At 41.8% G+C, this 20,472-nt stretch carries 14 protein-coding genes; 4 read left to right on the forward strand and 10 right to left on the reverse strand.

The features are described 5' to 3' along the window. Positions 1-268: 268 nt before the first annotated feature. Positions 269-1,027 (reverse strand): DeoR/GlpR family transcriptional regulator, encoded by a 759-nt coding sequence (locus tag MHN09_RS09460; protein WP_014947888.1) that lies wholly within the window; start codon positions 1,025-1,027, stop codon positions 269-271. 160 nt (positions 1,028-1,187) lie between these two features. On the opposite strand from MHN09_RS09460, the gene glpK reads away from it, so the two are divergent. The 4 genes from glpK (at position 1,188) to MHN09_RS09480 (ending at position 9,682) form a co-directional block, all read left to right on the forward strand. Next, on the forward strand, positions 1,188-2,672 hold the full coding sequence (glpK, locus tag MHN09_RS09465) for a glycerol kinase GlpK (protein ID WP_239240367.1): 1,485 nt from the start codon (positions 1,188-1,190) through the stop codon (positions 2,670-2,672). 305 nt (positions 2,673-2,977) lie between these two features. Then, positions 2,978-5,722, forward strand: a complete 2,745-nt coding sequence (locus MHN09_RS09470) for a TonB-dependent receptor (RefSeq protein ID WP_014947886.1) — start codon at positions 2,978-2,980, stop codon at positions 5,720-5,722. Positions 5,723-5,788: 66 nt separating this feature from the next. Beyond that, positions 5,789-7,243 carry an SLC5 family protein gene (locus MHN09_RS09475; protein WP_049589074.1) on the forward strand — a complete coding sequence of 485 codons (1,455 nt, stop codon included), beginning with the start codon at positions 5,789-5,791 and terminating at the stop codon, positions 7,241-7,243. Between the two features lie 309 nt (positions 7,244-7,552). Further along, entirely contained in the window at positions 7,553-9,682 is a 2,130-nt protein-coding gene (locus MHN09_RS09480; protein ID WP_049589075.1) for an alpha-galactosidase, read from the forward strand. Positions 9,683-9,760: 78 nt separating this feature from the next. On the opposite strand, the gene MHN09_RS09485 is transcribed toward MHN09_RS09480, so the two are convergent. The 9 genes from MHN09_RS09485 to MHN09_RS09525 form a co-directional block, all read right to left on the reverse strand. Then, positions 9,761-11,047: a dienelactone hydrolase family protein gene (locus tag MHN09_RS09485; protein WP_049589076.1), complete on the reverse strand. Its 1,287-nt coding sequence runs from the start codon at positions 11,045-11,047 to the stop codon at positions 9,761-9,763. Between the two features lie 179 nt (positions 11,048-11,226). Continuing rightward, positions 11,227-12,180: a hypothetical protein gene (locus tag MHN09_RS09490; RefSeq protein ID WP_049589077.1), complete on the reverse strand. Its 954-nt coding sequence runs from the start codon at positions 12,178-12,180 to the stop codon at positions 11,227-11,229. A gap of 363 nt (positions 12,181-12,543) precedes the next feature. Continuing rightward, positions 12,544-12,978 carry a hypothetical protein gene (locus MHN09_RS09495; protein ID WP_239240370.1) on the reverse strand — a complete coding sequence of 145 codons (435 nt, stop codon included), beginning with the start codon at positions 12,976-12,978 and terminating at the stop codon, positions 12,544-12,546. 252 nt (positions 12,979-13,230) lie between these two features. Further along, entirely contained in the window at positions 13,231-14,310 is a 1,080-nt protein-coding gene (locus MHN09_RS09500) for an SAVED domain-containing protein (RefSeq protein WP_239240374.1), read from the reverse strand. A gap of 9 nt (positions 14,311-14,319) precedes the next feature. Continuing rightward, entirely contained in the window at positions 14,320-14,955 is a 636-nt protein-coding gene (locus MHN09_RS09505; RefSeq protein WP_239240377.1) for a hypothetical protein, read from the reverse strand. Further along, positions 14,948-16,141: a nucleotidyltransferase gene (locus MHN09_RS09510; protein ID WP_239240380.1), complete on the reverse strand. Its 1,194-nt coding sequence runs from the start codon at positions 16,139-16,141 to the stop codon at positions 14,948-14,950. Before MHN09_RS09510 ends, MHN09_RS09505 begins: the two co-directional genes overlap by 8 nt. Positions 16,142-16,244: 103 nt before the next feature. Continuing rightward, complete coding sequence (locus tag MHN09_RS09515) at positions 16,245-16,787, reverse strand: helix-turn-helix domain-containing protein (protein ID WP_239240383.1); 543 nt, start codon at positions 16,785-16,787, stop codon at positions 16,245-16,247. 46 nt (positions 16,788-16,833) lie between these two features. Continuing rightward, on the reverse strand, positions 16,834-17,943 hold the full coding sequence (locus tag MHN09_RS09520) for a hypothetical protein (RefSeq protein WP_239240386.1): 1,110 nt from the start codon (positions 17,941-17,943) through the stop codon (positions 16,834-16,836). Between the two features lie 50 nt (positions 17,944-17,993). Further along, positions 17,994-20,468, reverse strand: coding sequence for a hypothetical protein (locus MHN09_RS09525; RefSeq protein ID WP_239240389.1), 2,475 nt, complete (start codon positions 20,466-20,468; stop codon positions 17,994-17,996). Between the last annotated feature and the right edge of the window lie 4 nt (positions 20,469-20,472).

The raw sequence follows: 20,472 nt of genomic DNA on the forward strand, positions 1-20,472 counted from the left end.
TATGGTTGTCTATTTGACAAGCAAAAAGAAAACATGTCAACACAAAACGAACATTTACGAACATTAAAGAAAGTTAAAATTCGTAATTAAAAGGAATGAACAAATTCAATCGCAACAATATTTGACTGATTTACATTGAAAAATACGTGGTGTGTAAGAGCGCTTGCGGCAACAGTGCGTAATGTTTAAAGAAGGCTGCCAAAAAGTAGAATGCGACCAAAACCGAGAACAGGTTTAAGAGTAGTGGAAAACTATGGTAAATAGATGGTCACGCTTTGACAAAGGTGATGTTATTTTCTTCGATTATCTTGCTTATGCTGGGCGGCGGCGTTTTATCACAAACCAAGCAATCAACCTGTGAAATGTGCCCCTGCTCCACCATTGCGCGGCGTTCAAACTTACTGTAGTCCGCAGCTAATATAACGTGTTGAGTATGTTCCAAAATGGCTTGGGACACTTTGACTTCTCTGAAATCAAAGTCAAGTAGTGCACCGTCCGAACTAATACCACTGATACCGATTATGCCGTAATCCATGCGGAACTGGCTTATAAAATCGCAGGTTGCCTCGCCAATGATTCCGCCATCGCGATAGCGAACTTCACCGGCAGCAATTATGACGGAGAAATCCTCTTTAGCCGAAAGAATGGTAGCAACGTGAATATTGTTGGTTACTACGTGAAGATTTTTGTGGTTGAGCAACTTAGTTGCAATCATTTCCGTCGTCGTACCGATATTAATGAACAACGATGCGCCGTCAGGGATCATCGCAGCCACTGCTTCAGCAATTTTCTCTTTGACTTCGCTGTTTTGGGTTTTCCTTTCCTGGTATGGCGTGTTTTCCCAACTTCTGTTTAGGCCAGCACCACCATGATAGCGACTTACCACACCATTTTCAGCAAGCTGGTTAAGGTCTCGACGGATTGTTTGCGGCGTAACTTCGCAAGCACTGACCAAATCATCAATAGACATAAAACCATGTAGCTTTATAAGCCCAACAATTTTTTCGTGTCTTTGCGTTTGATTCATCACGAGTCCTCAGAATTAGAAAATTACATCAATTATACGTGCTTAACTTCAATGTTCCCATAACAAAACGAAACACCAATGTTCGTTTTCGAAAATATAGCATTGTTAATCCTGTGTAAATGATGCAAACTCTATGAAAACTATCTTCAGGAGTGACCTTATGGGACAACATATCCTTGCCATTGACCAAGGTACAACAAGCTCTCGCAGCATCATTTTTTCTCCAAAGGGCAGTATAGACGCTATTGCACAACAGGAATTCTCTCAAAAATATCCGAAAGATGGCTGGGTTGAGCATGATCCAGAGGAAATTTGGGAAAGCGTTGTCTCTACCCTCAAAGAAGTTTTCAATAAATGTTCATTAACACCATCAGATATCGCAGCCGTTGGTATCACTAACCAGCGCGAAACAACCTTAGTGTGGAATAAAAACACTGGCGAGCCGGTCTACCCGGCTATTGTTTGGCAAGACAGACGCACAGCCCAGCTTTGTCGTGATCTAAGTGAAGACGAAGAGCTCGTTTCACACATTACTGAATCGACAGGGCTTCTGTTAGACCCTTATTTCTCTGCCACAAAAGTAGCTTGGATATTAGACAATGTAGAAGGTGCAAGACAGCAAGCCGAGGACGGAGAGCTGTTGTTTGGAACCGTAGACACGTTCCTTATATGGCGCTTAACGGGTGGTGAGTCACACAAAACTGATGCCACCAATGCCTCGCGTACAATGCTGTTCGACATCAATAATCAATGCTGGGATGAGAAATTACTTAATAAATTCAATATCCCACGCTCAATGCTACCCGAGGTGATGGACTGTGCGGCTGACTTTGGTGTAACGAAAGAAGATATCATAGGTAGAGTTATTCCTATCCAAGGCGTAGCAGGCGACCAGCAAGCAGCATTAGTTGGCCAAGCGTGCTTCGAAAAAGGCATGGCCAAGAGCACCTACGGTACCGGTTGTTTTATGATATTGAACACTGGTGACGCCCCTTTGCAATCGAAAAACCGATTGCTCACCACCGTTGGGTATCGTTTAAACGGCAAAACGACTTATGCGCTTGAAGGCAGTATTTTTATGGCCGGCGCAACCGTTCAATGGCTCAGAGATGGCCTGAAGCTTATCGACGATGCCGCCGAATCGGAGGCACTTGCACAGCGAGCAAGACAAGATAACGGCGTGTTCCTTGTCCCGGCATTTACTGGTTTAGGCGCACCTTATTGGGATCCAGATGCCCGTGGCGCAATTTTAGGTTTAACCCGCGACACAGGCATTAGCGAAATCGTTGCAGCGGGACTTCAGTCTGTTTGCTATCAGACTAAGGACCTGCAAAAAGCAATGGAAAGCGATGGCGCTCGCCCCACAACTATTCGTGTAGATGGCGGTATGTCGCGTAATGATTGGGTTATGGGCTTTCTTTCAGACATATTGGGCGCTGAAGTAGAGCGCCCTGAGATTACGGAAACCACCGCTCTTGGTGCTGCCTTCTTAGCAGGATTACAGGCTGGTGTCTTCAATTCAATCGACGATTTAACCCATTGTTGGAAGAGTGATAGCGTTTTCACTCCAAGATTGACCAAGCAAGAACGTGATCAAGCCTATGATGGTTGGAAAGCCGCCGTCGACCGTATCCGCTGCAGCTAATTTTCCTTTATTTTTCTGATTGTTAATAAAGTGCGGCTATAGGCCGCACTTTTTTTATACAAAAAAATTTTTTATAACATTGTAATTACATTGTCATTTTGTGCTAGTATTGGATCCAAGGTAAACGTTTCACCTTTTACCTTAAATCAGAAACGCTATATTTTTCATAAAGTTACAAATAATAATCACGAAAATATAACGTTAAATGTGTAAAAGTATTGTTAATAAGCTTGATCCGCACATACTAAAAACGTAATTTAAGTGCAAAGTACGTTAAAACGTAGCCTACTCACGGAGAAAACACAGTGACACATAAAATTAACACATCACAGTTAGGCCCTATCGCGAAACGCTCACTTTTAGGTGTTGCTATCGCCTCTGCCCTACACGCCCCTATTTCACTGGCACAGGAAGCAACTACTGCTACTGATAAAGAAGTGGAAGTTATCGAAGTTAAAGGTTTTACCAGCTCTCTGAAAGCATCAATGCTAGATAAGAAAGCATCTGATGTTGTTTACGACGGTATTACGGCTGAAGACCTAGGTAAATTTCCAGACCAAAACGTAGCTGAATCACTACAAAGAATTACTGGTGTTGCCATTGATCGTTCAGGTGGTGAAGGTCAATTTATTACTGTGCGTGGTTTCGGCCCAGATTTTAACACCGTACTTGTTAACGGCCGCCAAATTGCTACAGAAAACCAAGGTCGTGCTTTTAGTTTCGATACGCTTCCAGCTGAACTTATTAGCGGTGCAAAAGTTTACAAGAGCCCTCTCGCTTCTATGCAAGAAGGTGGTATCGGTTCAACCGTAGAAATCACAACTGCTCGCCCATTCGCATTTGACGGCTTCAAGGCCGTTGCAAGTGTAAAAGGCATGTACGAAGACATTTCTGAAGAAACAACGCCACAAATGTCGGGCTTAATTACCAATACCTTTATGGATGGTAAACTAGGTGTGTTAGCTGCTGCATCATTCCAACAGCGTAAGCTACAAACAAACATGCTAGAAACGCGCTACTGGCGTCCTGAAGTAAGCCTAACCAATCGTTCTGAGCTAGATAACCCTGATTACGCTGACAATGCCCAGTTCAACGGTGTGTACATTCCGCAGAACTTTGACCAAATCGTTGATTTAGTCGATCGTGAAAGAACATCTGGTAACCTTGTTGTTCAGTATGCTCCTAACGATGACATGACGCTTACTTTAGATGGTCTTTACTCTAAATTTGAAGTTGACTCAGACGCACACAGTGTTGGCCACTGGTTCTCTGATAGCAACCTCGACAACATGTCTTTCACTGACAACGGTAGCCTATCAGGTGTAACAAGCACCGTTGTAGACGGTGTTGGTGGTGCGACTGACTTTATTCGCCGCCGCTACGGCCGAGATGTTGAAATCCAGGCTTTCGGTGCAAACTTTGAGTGGTTAGTAAACGACAACTTAACAGCAAACATTGATATCTCAACTTCAACTGCCGAAGACAGCAGTGGCGGTGACAACTTCTTCACTGTTGTGGGTTATAACAACGAATACAGTGTAGATTTCACAGGTGCTACTCCATCATTGACTGTTGCCGGTGGTGATGCCGCTTTACAAACACCGTCACTAGGTCGTATGCACTACAATGAGCGCAACGGTTTTGACACGGAAGATACCATCAGTGAGTACCGTGCAGACTTCTCTTGGGTACCTGATTCAGACAATGCGTTCTACAAAGCAGATTTCGGTATCTATTTCCAAGATCGTGAAAAATCTAATACTCGCTTGTTCGCTTCTGGTTGTGACATTTATTGCGGCTACACATTCGATCTTCCTGACGAGCTTCTAAGTGTATTTACTGCACAAAACTACTTCGGCGGTGTGCCTAATCAGTGGCTAACTTATGACCCTGAAGCGTTCTTTGACTACGCAACATCTGATGCAGCAGTACAGCAAATTGCAGACGCTACAGGTGAATCGTTTGACGACGTTCGCGCAGCGATTGATGCAACAAATATCGGCAACCCACAGCCAAGCAATGACTCATTCGTAGTGAGCGAAGAAGTATTAAGTGCGTACGCACAATTCTACTTCACTACTGAAATCTCAGAGATGCCACTTGATGTGAATTTTGGCTTCCGCTACAGCGAAACTGACACTTCAGTAGACGGGACAAGTCAGATTGTAAGAGATCTTCAGCCAATCCCTAACGATCCGTCAGACCTTAATGTAGTTTATGAAACAGAAGTAGGTGCGCCGGTTAACGAGAAAAACAGCTACTCTTCGCTGCTTCCTAACTTAAACGTTAAGCTACAGTTAACAGACGATTTATACCTACGTTATGCGTTTTCTGAAACGCTAACGCGTCCAATGATGGATGACTTAGTGCCTGTATTTAATGTTACTGTGAGCCGTCCGGGTAACTTGCAAGCACAAGCGGGTAACACTGAACTTAAGCCATATAAAGCCACCAGCTGGGATGTATCTTTAGAATGGTACTACGACGATACTAGCTACTTCTCAGCTGCAGCCTTTAACAAAGAAGTGGAAGACTTCATTGCAGGTGATGTTGCTGATGAGTCTCTTTTCTTAGAAAGTGGCGAGTATGTATTTAGCGTTCTGCGCCCTCGTAACGGCGATACGCTTGAAGTTGAAGGTTTAGAGCTTGCTTGGTTGCACACGCTTGAAAGCGGCTTCGGTATCCAAGCTAATGCTACTATCGTTAACTCAGATGCAGAATTTAGCCTTCCAGGTTTAGGTAACTCACAAAACATTACATTGTTCTACGAAAAAGATGCGTTCCAAGCGCGTGTTGCACTGAACAATCGTGAAACCTTTATGCAAGAAGCGGTAAGTACTCTTGGTGGTACTGAGCCTCGTTTCACTGAGACTTACACCCAAGTTGATATGAGTGTAAGTTACGATGTAACTGAGTCTCTTACGGTATTCTTCGAAGGCATTAACATTACTGACGAAGAGCTAACGCGTCGCGGTCGCTTATCAGAACATTTCGTTCAACAAGTTGCTGACGGTGCTCGTTACGCTGTTGGTGTTCGTGCTAGCTTCTAATAACAACTAGTCTATCAAGGGGGCGCTGTTGCCCCCTTTTGTCTTTATTCTGCTGAGGAGCTTTTCGTGTCAGGCAGCTTAACCCAACTTGTCGTTTTTATTTTCATCACCGCACTTATCGGGCTTCTTACCTATTTAAAGTGTCGCGGTCATGGGCATAGTAAAGCCAACGAAAACAAAGAATATTTCTTAGCTGGCGGCGGACTAACATGGATATACGTCGCGGGCTCAATAACGTTAACTAATTTAAGTACCGATCAACTTGTAGGGATGAACGGTAACCAAATGGCACTGCTTGCGTGGTGGGAATTTGCCGCGGTGGCGGGCCTAATCATTCTCGCGCGAGTTTTTCTTCCCGTTTATTATCATTATCAGTGCACCACAACCACCGAATTGCTGGAAATGCGCTATAACAACAAGCATATAAGAGCACTAATAGGCCTTCTTTTCTTCCTAGGTAGCAGCCTTATTTTCATGCCTGCCGTAATCTACACCGGCTCGCTTTTCATGATTAACATGTTCAATGTAGACATTCCACTTATGTATGTTGCGACCGCTTTTGCATTGATTGGTGCCTTCTACGCTATCTTTGGTGGGCTTCGCGCGGTTGCAGTTTCGGATACCTATTCTGGCGTATTGCTTTTGACTATGGCGATTGTTGTTGTCGTTCTTGCACTATTCGCAATCGATTTTGATTTCTCGGGCATACCTGCCGAACGCTTAACCCTAATTGGCGATAATGATTCGCCTCTACCATGGCACACGTTATTAACCGGTATGGTGTTTATCCAGACTTTCTACTGGAGTACGAATCAGGTAATCACTCAGCGCGCCATGGCTGCACCTAATTTAAAAGAAGCACAGAAAGGCGTATACGCAGCGGCGATCATCCGCTTTATCGTTGTTCCTACCATTATCGTAGTTCCAGGTATCATTTCGTATAAGCTGTACGGCGATATCAACGATGCCGCTTACGGTACGTTGGTAGGTGATGTTTTACCTAGCTGGCTATCAGGTGTATTTGCAGCGGCCCTCGCTGCCGCAGTACTCACTACTTACAACAGTAACCTCAACTCTGCGACTGCACTTTATGTCTGCGATATACACGAGGCGTATTTTCAGAAGAAGCCAAGCGTTGCACGCTTAAGCGGCTTTGTGACCGCGGCGCTTACTATTGTGTCGCTAGTTATGGTTCCTGTGTACGCGCAAGCAGAAAGCATCATCAACTTGCTTCAACAACTTTTCGGGTTGTTAAGTATGCCTATTCTTTCCATCTTTATTGTTGGATTACTATTTAATAACGTAAACGCCAACGCGGGAATAGCGGCAGTTGTCTTTGGTGTGGGTCTATACGCTTTCTTTAGCTTTGTACACGCTCCTTTCGGCCTGCACTACATTCACCTGATGTTGGTCACATTGGTTTGCTGTATTGCCCTCGCCCTTGTCTTAAATCGGGTTGTATTTAAGCAAAAGGCAGAATGGCGTGGTCGTTTGATAGAGAGCGAAGAAGCACACGGCTAATAAGGTCAGCCATATATTGGCTGGTTCAGATAACTAGGATTACTACGGCTGTGGCGGAACAAAAGTACGGTTTGTTCCGCACTTTTGTTCCGCCACACGCTGTGAAGTAGATGAAAGCAGAGAGGAGACTCTGTTAGCGTGATTGAAACAGATTTAATCACTCGACGACCGTGCAAGAAAGCAGGTATTAAGCTCGATAAACCGTTGTAAAACCATAAAACCGTACGGATGTTCCTTCTGTACTTTTCAGTCATCTTTTCTTTTAACAACATGCGCTATAAACATCTAGGCATGTAAAATGAGGTTTTTATGTCGTCACTCACATCATTCGTTCGTTTGTCGAACGAGAAAGCCACATTAATATTCGACTGCCAGGGTCGTATGCCCAAAGTCATTTACTATGGTGCGCCATTAAGTGACAGTACAACACCAGAAATGCTGAGCGTTTTAAACACCCGTCAAGAAGCCAAATGCGCTCCTGTAATTGAACCGCCGATTACGTTGGTACCGACTCACGGTGACGGCTGGACGGGTCAGCCAGGTCTTGAAGTGTCGGGCGATGCCGACCAGTGGTCAGCAGGCTTTAGCCTGACCGAAATAAATGAAGATGCACAGTCTGTTGCTTTCGTAAGCGAAGACGCTCGCCGCGGTATGCGTCTTGTCACAACTGTTGAGCTCGATAACAAAACGAGCGTAGTAAAATACGTTTCTCGTCTCGAAAACAGTGGCGAAACACCGCTCAATTTAGGCTATTTGAATGCCGCTAGCCTGCCCTTGCCTACTTCCGTAAGCAAAATTAAAACATTTGAAGGCCGCTGGTCAGCAGAGTTTCAAACCAAAGATCACGATCTCTTCTTTGGAAGTTATGTACGTGAAAATCGCCGAGGCAAAACATCTCACGACACCTTCCCTGGTCTGATTGCATTCCCTCAAGGCACGGGTGAACTTAACGGTGAGTGCTATGGCTATCACCTTGGCGCTTCTGCAAACCACAAGCTTCGCGCCGAGCTTATGGCTGATGGCAGAAGCTATGTGCAGTTTGGTGAGTTATTATTTCCAGGTGAAGTGGTACTTAACGCTGGCGAAAGCTATACATCCCCCGTGCTTTACACAGGCTATGGCTGTGAAGGTTTCTCTTCGCTATCACAACAGTTCCATAACTTTATTCGCAGCAACGTGCTAAACCACAGTGCTGAGTCGAAGCCTCGCCCAGTGCACTACAACACATGGGAAGGAATTTATTTCGATCATAACGAAGACGAACTTAAAGCCTTAGCCGATAAAGTTGCACCACTGGGCATTGAGCGCTTTGTGTTAGATGATGGTTGGTTTAAAGGGCGCAGAAACGACAAGGCAGGGCTTGGCGACTGGTTTGTTGATGAAGCTATCTATCCTGAAGGACTAGACGGGCTAATTGACCATGTTACTGGCCTTGGCATGGAATTCGGTATTTGGTTTGAGCCAGAGATGGTAAACCCTGACAGCGACCTTTACCGCGCACATCCAGAGTGGGCGCTGCAAACCGAGAATAACCCTCACGTTCCTTTCAGAAATCAGTACGTATTGGATTTAACCAACCCTGAAGTGGTTGAGTACCTTTATAAAGTGATTACTGATGTACTGAAGACGTACCCCAAAATCAGCTACATCAAATGGGACATGAACCGCGACGTAAACCACCCTGGCAACCTTCACGGTAAACCTGCGATGCATGGTCAAATGGCTGCGCTTTACAGCTTAATAGACCGCGTTAAGGCAGCGAAGCCAGGCATTGAGATAGAAAGCTGTTGTTCAGGCGGCGGCCGTGTAGATTTAGGTATTTTGCCACACACAGATCGTTTCTGGACGTCGGATTCTAACGACGCACTAGACCGTTTGTATATTCAGCGTGGTTGTTCTTATTTCTTCCCGTCTGAAGTAATGGGCGCACACGTTGGCCCGCGCGACTGCCATATAACGGGTAGACACTTACCTATTGAGATTCGTTCGGCAGTAGCCTTGTTTGGCCATATGGGTATAGAGATGGACCCACGTGAACTTACTGACCACGAGCAAAGCGTACTTACCGACGCTATTTCACTTTACAAAAAGTATCGTCATATCACCCACGGCGGCGACCTTTTCCGCATGGACGATGACGGCATGAACGTAAAATTTGGTTATGTGTCTAAAGACAAGCAAGAAGGTATTTTTGCATATAACAGCGTTATGGAAACTGTTCGCACTACGCCAAACCGCTTCTACTTTGCAGGTCTTGATGCTAACAAACAATACACCATTGAGCGTGTTTGGCCTGAAAAGCTAAAAGAATACACCCCGTCTATTTTGCAACAAACTGAAGGGCAAGTATTCTCTGGCGAAGTATTAATGAAATACGGTATGCAGCTGCCGGTGCTCTTCCCACAAACTGCATTGATTTATACCGTTAAAGCGGTATAGAGCTAAAGGCTCGACTCGAAAGCTAGAAGCTAAAGCGAGCTAAGCGGTGTTACGCCGCTGCTCGCTTTTTTGTGGTGCTTACTTGCTTTGCATCTCCAAGCCTAACGCCCAGCGATCGTCAAACCCTTTCCAAGGCTCTGGCTTTTTGCCATCTACGGGTACTTGGGCACTACTGCCACTCACGTTCAGGTATTCACAATCATCTTTTAAACCTTTCACATGGCAGTTCATAAGCGCAAGCGCAAAATGCTCGTTAATGGCATTAAGCTTTTGCACTTCCCATGCCGGCTCAATGTAACTTCCCAAATCAAATTCACTGCCATAAGCTTCTTTAGGTGCAGGGTGAGGTGCAACATTGTGGCGTGCATTCTTAATGGTCAATAACTTAGATTCTTTACTGCCGGTATTATCGAATAACCACTTTATACCGTTGTAGCCAGAAATATCGTCGTTGTCCCCAGCAACATAAAGAACAGGAATTTTAATATTGTTTAGCGATTGAACATCAAATAGCTGATGTTGCCCACCCCATGGCGCCAGTGCTAGCGCCGCTTTCCAGGCTGGTAATGCTTCTTCGCTACTGGCCTTGCCACCTGCGCAGGTGTTAAGCGCTTCTTTAATTAACGCCGCCGTTTTAGGATCTTGTGTACCAGTGAAGGTTGCAGCGGTTTGGTCGTTAAAAGCATAGCATCCTCCTACCGTGCTAACTGCGCCGTAGCCCCCCATTGAATAGCCAATCACTCCCGCTTTGCTTGCATCCACACTCTCTTTAAAAAAGGTATTTTCGCTGATGCTGTTCAATGTAAGAACTTGGTCTCGTGAACGATTTAATAACGTACTTGGAAAACCTGAATACGGATTTTCTGCAAAATTAACATCTTTGTTTGTGGAATCTGTGTGGTCGATTGCCGCTACTACATAACCGTGAGACGCGAGGTGTTCGCCTAAATAAAACATAAGGGTGCGGTAACCGGTATAACCATGAGAGATAACTATTACCGGAAAATCAGTGTCAGCAGCGGCTATAGGCGCATCACGGCTTGCATCAGCTTGTACCTCAAACACCTGACCACTTCTTGTTTCATTAATGTACGTGGCCTTTTGAGCCGAGCTTGCTGCAGGATACCAAACCTCCAAAGTAAGTGATCGCTCGACTTCATTACCAGCAATGTCTTTTACTTTAGCAGGATAAGCCGCTTCGATTGTCTTTACGCCAACATCATAGTTACCTTTCTCACTTAACGATGGCATTACGTCGGCTGGAAACGGCTTATAAAGAGTTTGAGCAGCTGATACCGAAGGAGATATGGCCGCGGTCGCTGAAACCAGAACAGCACCGCCAAAAAGCAGGGATAACGTTTTCATGATTTAGGGAATTTTCTCGTTATTAACAGGCAAATTTATAATACCTCGTCACGGGTATCACACAAGCCAAACACTATTATTATTGTTGATTAAGAAGAATAAAGGGAGGTAATAAAATAGGCTGCTTTACGCATGAATTGTCGTGAAAGTAATGGTAAAACGTAAAACCTTGAAAGCCTTCAGTTTGAAAGGTATTGCTTCCACCTTTCATCAAAAAGTGGTTTAAGAAATAAAGGGTATCCATCTGCCACAAAGTTAATGTCTCTTAAGGTTTGGCTTTTTATAGGCGTAGATGTAATGTGAGTTAGCGCGCTGTCTAGATCACTCGTTACCGCTTGTCCTAGCTCACTCTTAGAACACAGTAAGCGCTTTGTTCCTCTTAGCTGCTGGGACAGTTCACTGATTTGATAAACATCAAGCGCATCGAGTTCTTCTTCTGGTAATGCTGAAAGCTCGCGGTGCCCTACATAGCCAAAATCTATTCTCCCACTTTCCAGCAGGGCAATGGTATGCATGCCTAAGTCTTTGCCTAACCCATTTAAACGAACCACATTGTTTTTTGTAGCCCATTGCTCAACGGTATCGGCGTATACGTTATTCACATCGTTGTAGAGTACCGTTCTCAAATTTTGCTGAAGCAGAGCGCGTAAAGAAATGGATTCAAAATATCCCTGCGTTGGCTGAGACTGCGCGGTATCTAATTCATTTTTCAATGAAGGCTGAAGCGCTTTTCTTGCAACAATGAGTAGCGGTAAGTTTATAGAGGTTGGCTGGGAGTAATATCCCCACTCAGCGCGTTCTTCTTGGTAAGCGGCGCCATAAAAACAATACACTTTTTGTGCGGATTGTTGATGCTGTACCAACGACCATGCGCGTTTAACCGGATAAGCTTCAAATTGGTGTTCATAGTTATGCAGGTGTGTAGAGAGGTACGCCATGACGTCATAGATCGGCCCTGAAGTGATACTGACACCACTGCCTTCAATTCCAAGCTCGGGTGGTCGCAACCATACTACTGTAGGCTTTTTGGAGGCGCAGCTTTCCCCTTCACATTCGCCGTCTGTTTGCGCAAACAGCACGCTGCTTTTAAGACACAACAAAACAAAAGCCACCAAGGTTACTACTACTGACACTGCAAAAAACCCAACCTTTTACACGTAATTCTTAAAGCTCACTCATCGCGTTTATGGGAAAACAACAATGGGAATATGATGAAATTATTTTAAGGTAATCGGGGGAAGAATGGCGGGCACCAATCTCATAATTGGGCGAACTTAGCTCAAAAAAAGAGCCGCTATTAAAGCGGCTCTTAGAATATTTTCAACACGTGAACAGTTTTTTCTTAAAAGGGTTTCTTTTACTTAAGACCAAGCTTTAAAATTGTAAAGTTAAGCCCCAGCCATCATATATGAAGAGAAAAACAAGACTATTGAGCCTCCGCCTCTTATGAATGTAATGTTTTTCGTAAACTTTAAAAGAAACTTCATGCATAACTGCTAATTTAGTCTCGCTTCACTTTCAATTTTCTCAAATCCACAGAAAACTTTTGCCATTGCTGACTTTTTAGAATCCTCCGTATTGTTATAGAGATTACCGCTTTTGAAGAACTTGCAGCTCTCTTCTTTTATCACCACTCGGTCAGTTAATGGGAAGGGCGGTCGTTGATTTACTGTCGTAACGAATATTGCTGTAAATAACCCTACTGCATGTACAAAAAGAGCTCCCAAGAACAACCCCATTGCGGCATAAAATCTAAGCGAATGACAGAAAACTGAGTAAATGAGCGTATTGGTTGATTTATTGCACGGTGCGAAAAAATTAGCCTTTGACAGCACCCAACTTGAAATAGCCATTCCTCGAGCAAAGAGCACACCGGAGGTAACGTAAGAAAATACCAAAAATAGAGGATTAAAAATCTGATACGCATTCATGTAACCAAAGTCCATCGCTACATAGTGTAAACCCTACAGATATAATAATGACCAGTCCTAAAGCGTTAAATACGTCCAACAGCGAATTTTCTAGTTGTTCGTTGGTCGATGTAGAATCAGTCAATTGCGGCGCTTTGATATAAACGAACAGTCTATTTACATAGTTTAAAAAGGTAACTTTTCTAAAGCTTTTTTAATCAAGTTCAGGTATTGCTGAACCATTATTATCCGTTGGTAGTTGTCGCGCAGAAGTTAGTGAATTAATTCGTATTGACTGTAACCACCAATAAAAGAAACTCCCCACGGATGATTTGATTTTTTATTATCAGGGTTGTAATGGTAAAAAGTTATTTTAGGAAGGTGCCCTTGATTGAGGGCTGAGCCGAGCCGAAAAATGAAAGAAGCCTGAGCCGCAACAAATACTTTTATTTCTTTCAGACCTGTTTTATTAGGCAGTATTTCATTGTTGATAATGTTTAAAATTTCATTAACAATTCGGTTCTGTTTATCAACACTGTTTAACTTGTCATAGCGTGGCTTGTCATCTTTCCAATAAACCTTAAAGCAATTAAATTCCGGAAAATCATTACGGATTTTGTCCACACTAATAGGCAAACTTAATTCAATAATTAGGCAAACTGACTCTTCGGAAGCATTCGACGTTGTCATTTCACACTTAACATTTTCGTTGTCATCCAAATCAGTCGAAAAGTGCCATTTTTTATCCTGCCTATTCCAATCAGCGACATGGACATTCTGCATATTACTGACTGCGTGGCCTACAGCAGCAATCATTGGGACAGGAGCTACCCCTGCATAGACGATGTGCTTATTTGCGTTGTTTAAAGATGACCCACTTTCGTTTAAGGCCTCTGGTATCCTGGCAACTTTCGAAAGTTGGTCCTTAAGATTGGCAATATCTTCCGTTTTATGGCTATTGCTGAACTCCATGTTAAATGCTTGAGCCTTGAGCTTCTTTAGTGACCTAGGGAAATAGTTTTCGACGTCATCTACAGAATGATTTACTAAACCCATATGTCTAATTTTGAAAAGTAAGGAGTTGCACGCAAGTTGTCTATCTCTATATTCTGAATATGCCAACATGATTAAAGAACATGTAATCATGCACATAAAAAATACACTGCTACCACTTCCAGATGAAAGTGAAACGTCAATCCAATCTGTTTCAAAATTAACGGATACGGAAAATGCAGCTAAAGCAGTTAAAGACCAGATAAGTATCAATCGCGCAATTGAGTTTAAAGAAGGCTGTCTTAATCCTTCTATGTACCACTTAAACAAGCTAATCAGTAAGTTTGTTAATTTGATCATTCTAAATACCTATCTCGGGATAAATTGTGCTAAATCTGACATTAGCAACTCTTTGTTTTTAAGAAGTAACTTTAATTCTTTTTTATGGCACTTAAGTACCTTTTTGCCGCTACCGCATGGGCATTTTTCATGTGCACGGTACCCGTGAATAGCAAACTGGTAGAGGGACGTTAAAACTGTCCTCGCGTCACTACTTGCAAACGTTTCTAGATAAAAATCTAGTATTCCTTTGTTACCATGTTCTCGTTCACCAAAAGGATGTTCTCCGTACTTAAGGAAATAGCTATATCCATATAAGAATGGAACAACCAGATTATTTATAAATCCCAGCAACGAAGGTTCTACCTCAAACCTTCCTCTCTCTTCCAATGGGACAGCAAGACAAAAGCTGCCGTCCGCGTTCGTGTGCTCAAACCTTTGATCTAAGCTGTACCCTGACGGAAATACTTTGGGTAACTCCTCTGGGTAAGAATGCGGTATCGATATCTTGACATTGAAATTGGCGGTTATCGTTTCCTTGTTTGCAACTGAAGCAGTAAAATGCAGCGCCACTGTAAGTAAGCAACCTGAATCGCTATTTATTAATGCTAAGCTTGGGTAACTATTTCTAACAGTTTGAATTTGTTCTTCGATGAAATTATTCATCAACTCTCCAAGGCTTTGCTGGTCCCGAAATATTTACGTTGGCAGGCGCTTGCGCATCAGGAGATGGTATACACTTTGACCATACTTTGTTGACAATACTTTTTCCTATACATGCTTCAAGCGAAAAACGTATCGAGTCCCGGTCTCTTTGTGGAACGTCTAAAAAGTCCCGTTTAAGCCAGTCAACCCACTGAAAGAAAGCTTTCGCACGAGCGTTACCATTCTCATGCCATCTGTCTGCAAAGTTTTCTTCTGGATTAGTTGGGTTGCTTATATACCAAGTACCATCAGGTAGCCTCTTAATTAAACCTCTAGTTGATAAGCGTTCATCAACAATTACTTTATTATCGAGTAACCCCATATGCGCTGATAACTTATTAACTATATTTGTTAATGCCTCATAGACATTAGTTTCGTTGTTATACAGATGAGCCGCTAAAGTAGTCATAATCATACTAATTGGAGCGTATTTTTGATTACCGTCAAAACGCATATCTCTATGCCTTTTCATGAGTTGAATAGCTCTTTGAAGGGGGGTTCTAATCAACTGGTCTGGTACGTCATCTATCTTCGCATAAATGTCAGAACAAGAATTTGAAATCATCCTTTTTTGTTCTAACGCAACTAATCGATATGCGTTAACATTACGAGCGTCAAACCATGCCGCATACCCTTTAGGATTACTAGAAGCCCACGAGTAACTTTCATTTTCTTTATGGGTAATTGAGATAGGATAGAAGTCATCCGCTGAATATCCACTCGATGGAAGCACATCTAAATGAAACCCCGCACCATCTTGTTCAGAATACAACAGAGTCCAACAGCGCCTACCTTCCTCATCTAACATTGCTTTGTATGTGGTATGTTCTTTCAAGCGATTTCCAACACGGTGTTTTACTATTTTTGCTTGTGTAGCTGTTGCTTGCTCTTCAAACTCACAGACTAAGTCAATGTCGTAATCCTTTTCCGTTTGCTCTCTGATAGGCCGGACAACCGTCCCAAGACGAAATGAACCCTGAGGGTAAATCTTAATTTTTCCGTCGAAGCTTTCATATTTACCGCCATTTATCCATTTAGCTACTGATTCATAGCGCGATACGGCCAACTTGTATTTAGATGGGGAGATATCAAGCTCTTTTGCTACTTCTTCCAACAGTTGACTAAAATTATAAACTAAGATTGCCACCCTAATATTCTCCTTAAATAAAGCTGTTTAAACAGGTTATATAAAAAATGAGCAAACGCTCAACTTTTATACTAAATCATTTAACCCGCTTAAACAAGTCTATTTAAACAGATTTAAACAACCTTTTGTAAACAAACTCTTTCCCACCAGATAAAGCAGCTTCTTCTTCACGTAAGACGATTCCCTCGTTAACTAATTTCTTCAATCTTGTGCTCGCATTTTGAACTGAAAGCCCTAAAGCTTTTGCTACATTAGCAGTAGTTACTGAAGACTGAGAGTAAACATAATTGATAAGTTCTCTTGTCGAGGTGTTTAAATCAGGTCCAATTATTTCTAAGGAATTATCGTAATTGGTAACCACTAATTGGTTTTTAGCCTTAGCAGCGTAATCCCAGTTATCTAATAAATCTTTCGAATTAAACCCAGTTAAATAGAACAATCTCTCGCCATTTAAGTGCTTTATTATAGAAATTACGCTTTCTCTTGGAAAGGATGCATCTGTAGCTTTGATACCTTCAAGGCTAATCTCTACGACTCCCTCGATACTATTTTGGTCAAGATAATCCTTCAATTTGCTATATGTTTCTTGCCCCTTTCTATTGCCAAAAGGGTGATCACTTCCATTTGTAAATTCTATAAGCTTCATGACAACTTCTGGTTAAATTGTGATATTTATCGAGATGAGTATCAGCTTATTTGAGAATAAAGTCAAAACAAACGTGAGTTCCAGCTAAGAACTCTAAGTCAGTTCGATGATTAGACCTTATTAATTTTCCATCTCCAAAAAACAGTTTTACCATCAGATTTTCTTGTCTTACAGTTATCTCTGCATTGTATTTTAAAGCATAATCTTGGCTTCGTTTTAGTCCTAAACCACGGGCTTCACCATCAGGATTGTGTCCAAACCGACTTAATTTTCCATCGGTAAGCGCCTTTGTTATTAACTTAAGGTCTGAAGCTACACAATCTAGATCCATAGTTGATGCAAGCTTAGGATAATGCTTGTGCAAATTTTCTTTCAATGTATTTGATAAACCAAGGCCATGATCAGATATAACAGTTTGTATGTGACTGTCATGGCTGTTTTTACCTTCATAAAACTGTAACGCAGCGAAACCAGGTATAGGTGTTTCACTATGTTCCTGAACATTGCCAATTAACTCTGAAAATACAGTGAAAGCAGCCATGTAATAACTTTCACCAGTATGGTTAGTAAATGCCGCTGTCAGTTCTTCAGGTAGCTCATCATTAAATGAATTAAGGTCGATATCTCCGATTTCGACTAGATTATAGCTATTTCCTTTGTAACGCTTAGCTCTTGAAGTAGTGGGGCGATTTGGAAGAATTTCAATATCGCTATGAATATGATCAAAGAAGCCGAGTCTATCTAAGTAGCCCATAGAGCCTTTACATAACTCAAAATCGAGAGTGACATTTTTGCCTAAGTAATTTAAATAGTTAATTAGTGAAATTAGCCTAGCACCTGCAATTAATAGAACTCTGAAACCTTCCGGCAGTCTCACCATAATGTTTGATTCCTCAGAATCAATTAAATTACCAATTTCTGAATAGCTCTGTTCAAATCCTTCGCAGGTTAGCCAGCTACTGCAACCCAAATGCCACTCGACTGTATCAATCGCTCTCAAATACCATTTGAAGTCATTTTTGTCCTGATATAGTCCGTCATTATGTCTACTTAGATACGAATTTACTTCTTTTCTATCTTTATCTAGCTTTTTGGCAATTTCTCGACCTTTCAAGCCCGGTGTTTCTTTTAAAACTTGTTTAATTTCGTTTATCATTAAATAGCTCAATCCATTGAAGTTAGACTGGAATATATCCTTTATTTCTATTATTTTGTTTTATTTATCCTTAGCTCGCTATCATAGCGTTTTTTGATACCTTCAAACTTTTTCAGTCTGTTAGCCGTTAATCCCTTGTATTTTATTATATCTGTTAAATTTTTAGCGCTGTAACTATCTGCGCTTATGTTCGTTCTCTCGGCTTTTTTTAACATCTCGCTGGCTTCTTCGAGTGTGGTGATTGAATCGTTGTGGAGCTTAAGGTTATTTGCTTTATGATATCTCGCGATAGCTTTTCGTAACCAACAGAAAGATTCGGGTCTGCCAGCGTCATGAGCCTTTTCAATGTATTGATCACCACCAGTTATATCTCCCATTTTGTAATGAATCAATGCTAAATCAACCAATGCATCGCAATTATTAGGATCAAGTTCAATAGACTTTTCCCCCATTGCTTTTGCGTATCCAAGCTTGTCCGTTTTGTTAAAAAGGAGCCATGCAAACCTGTCAAATAACGCTGAGTTTAATGGGTCATCTTCAATAGCTAACTCATACATCTCAATCGCCTCTGAAATTTCTCCTTTCCCATACAACACTTTCGCAGCTTTGGCATACTCACTTCTAAATGCTTCATCGACACGATCTGAACGATATTCACGCTCGATTCTTTCTCGTTCAATTGCATAGTTGTCTACATTGACAGCTAGAGACTGAATTTTACCCTGTTCCCTAGCTTCTACTTTGGAAAACTGATGTAAGAAAAACCTATTAGCCAGTTCAACAATGTCTAAAGAGTAAGTTCTTCCGTAGTCGGTTAAATTTGCGAAATGTGTTTCCACTAGGCTCTGCTGAAATTCAGAAGTTTGAATTCCAACTTGTTGGCAAATTTGACTAATTGAAACATTATCTAGCGGACATTTGACATGGACCAAAACTAAAAACGCTTCTTTTTGTAAAGCGCCCATCCGTGCCCACGCATCCTCATATAGAAATTCAAGTAATTCTTCGTTATTTTTCTTGAAAATATTATCAATCGCAGCATCTATACCAACTCTTGAATTAGATATATATTTCACTAAAGCTTCTAACAGGATTGGCTTTCTCATCAATTGATTAGATACCTTACGAAGTTTAGCTTCACCTGCTTGTATTATCGGGGATGCTGAACATTCATTTGCAATTCTTTGCATTAAGCTAACAGCTTCGGCTTCAGATAGGCCCTCAATAGGAATCGGAGTTGCTTCGATAAACTCTCTTCTACGAGACGTAATGATTACCCTACCGATATACTTTCCTATTAATTTAAAAAATGCCCCTAAATCTTTAACCTCTTGAGCTGATGTCGCAAGTGTTTCTGTATTGTCTAAAACCAACAATATATCATTCCGACTGTATTTATTTTCTTTAATAACTCCAACAGCTTTATCAATTAATGGTTTACCTGATACCGAGTACCATTCCGCAGGTAACACAGAGTAAAAACACCTCATTAGCTCTCTGATACACTCATCCATTGCAGGTGTTATTCCAGTGAAGTGTTTTAGACCTTGCTCAGTCCATTTAGTTAATTTTGCTGTGTAAAAGCATATAATCTCTGGAATAGGTTCATCAAAATCAAAATTACTCTCTTTAAATTGATTTAGCAGCTCCAATACTAATGTTGTCTTTCCATATCCACCATCCCCATAAACTAAGCAATAACGAGAATCTTGGTCTTCCATCCACTCTTCTAAAGTTTTGAGTTCTTCCGCCCTTCCTTCAAACGTATAAGTCTGTCTTATTGGTAGATTGTGATAAAAAGAGTAGTGTTTATTATTCGAGATTATCTCACTGAGGTCATATTTTTCTGGTGACTTCAGGTTTTCAATACAAAAGATGTTATTTTCGTTCAGGTTTACGGTAAATTCTTTGGCATTTTCATAAGACAAAATTTGTCCGGACAAAGTCCAAATTCCCTTTTTAGGCTTCGCATTTAGTATAACTATTGCACAGCCATCGTGAACAATTGGGGTATCGATGTTGCCACTACCAAGTCCATCTTGAAATTTGAGAGAGTTTTCTTTACAGAGTTCCGGCAGCATTAATTCAAAAGCATCAAGGCATTCAAGTATGATTTTTTCTGTTTTCGCTGCCCATTCTGACGAAATTTTATCGTCTAGAACGCCATGACCTGGTCTTTTATTTCTAAATTCGACCCAAGTTTTAAGTTGTTTAGATAAAGGCGTTTTTGAACTTTTCGTTATTTCAAACCAACCTGATACTAATTGTGGTGCAACATATTCCCTTAAAAAAGGAACTACATTATCTAAAATCTCTACTGGAAGGCCGTCAACAGGTTTCCGGAACCGATTACTAAATTCCAGCAAGTCAATTTCATCAGAAGGTGTTTTCGCTCTGATTAACTCGAATGAAGTGACAACAACTGTTTGTAATAGTGATCTTAATACAGACGTAAGAAAAGATAGTTTTTCGCCCTCACTCAGTTTATTGGCAGTTTCAACATGACCTTTATAAATCTCTTTCATGAAC

The sequence above is a fragment of the Alteromonas sp. MmMcT2-5 genome, from assembly GCF_022348315.1.
GTDB lineage: Bacteria > Pseudomonadota > Gammaproteobacteria > Enterobacterales > Alteromonadaceae > Alteromonas > Alteromonas macleodii.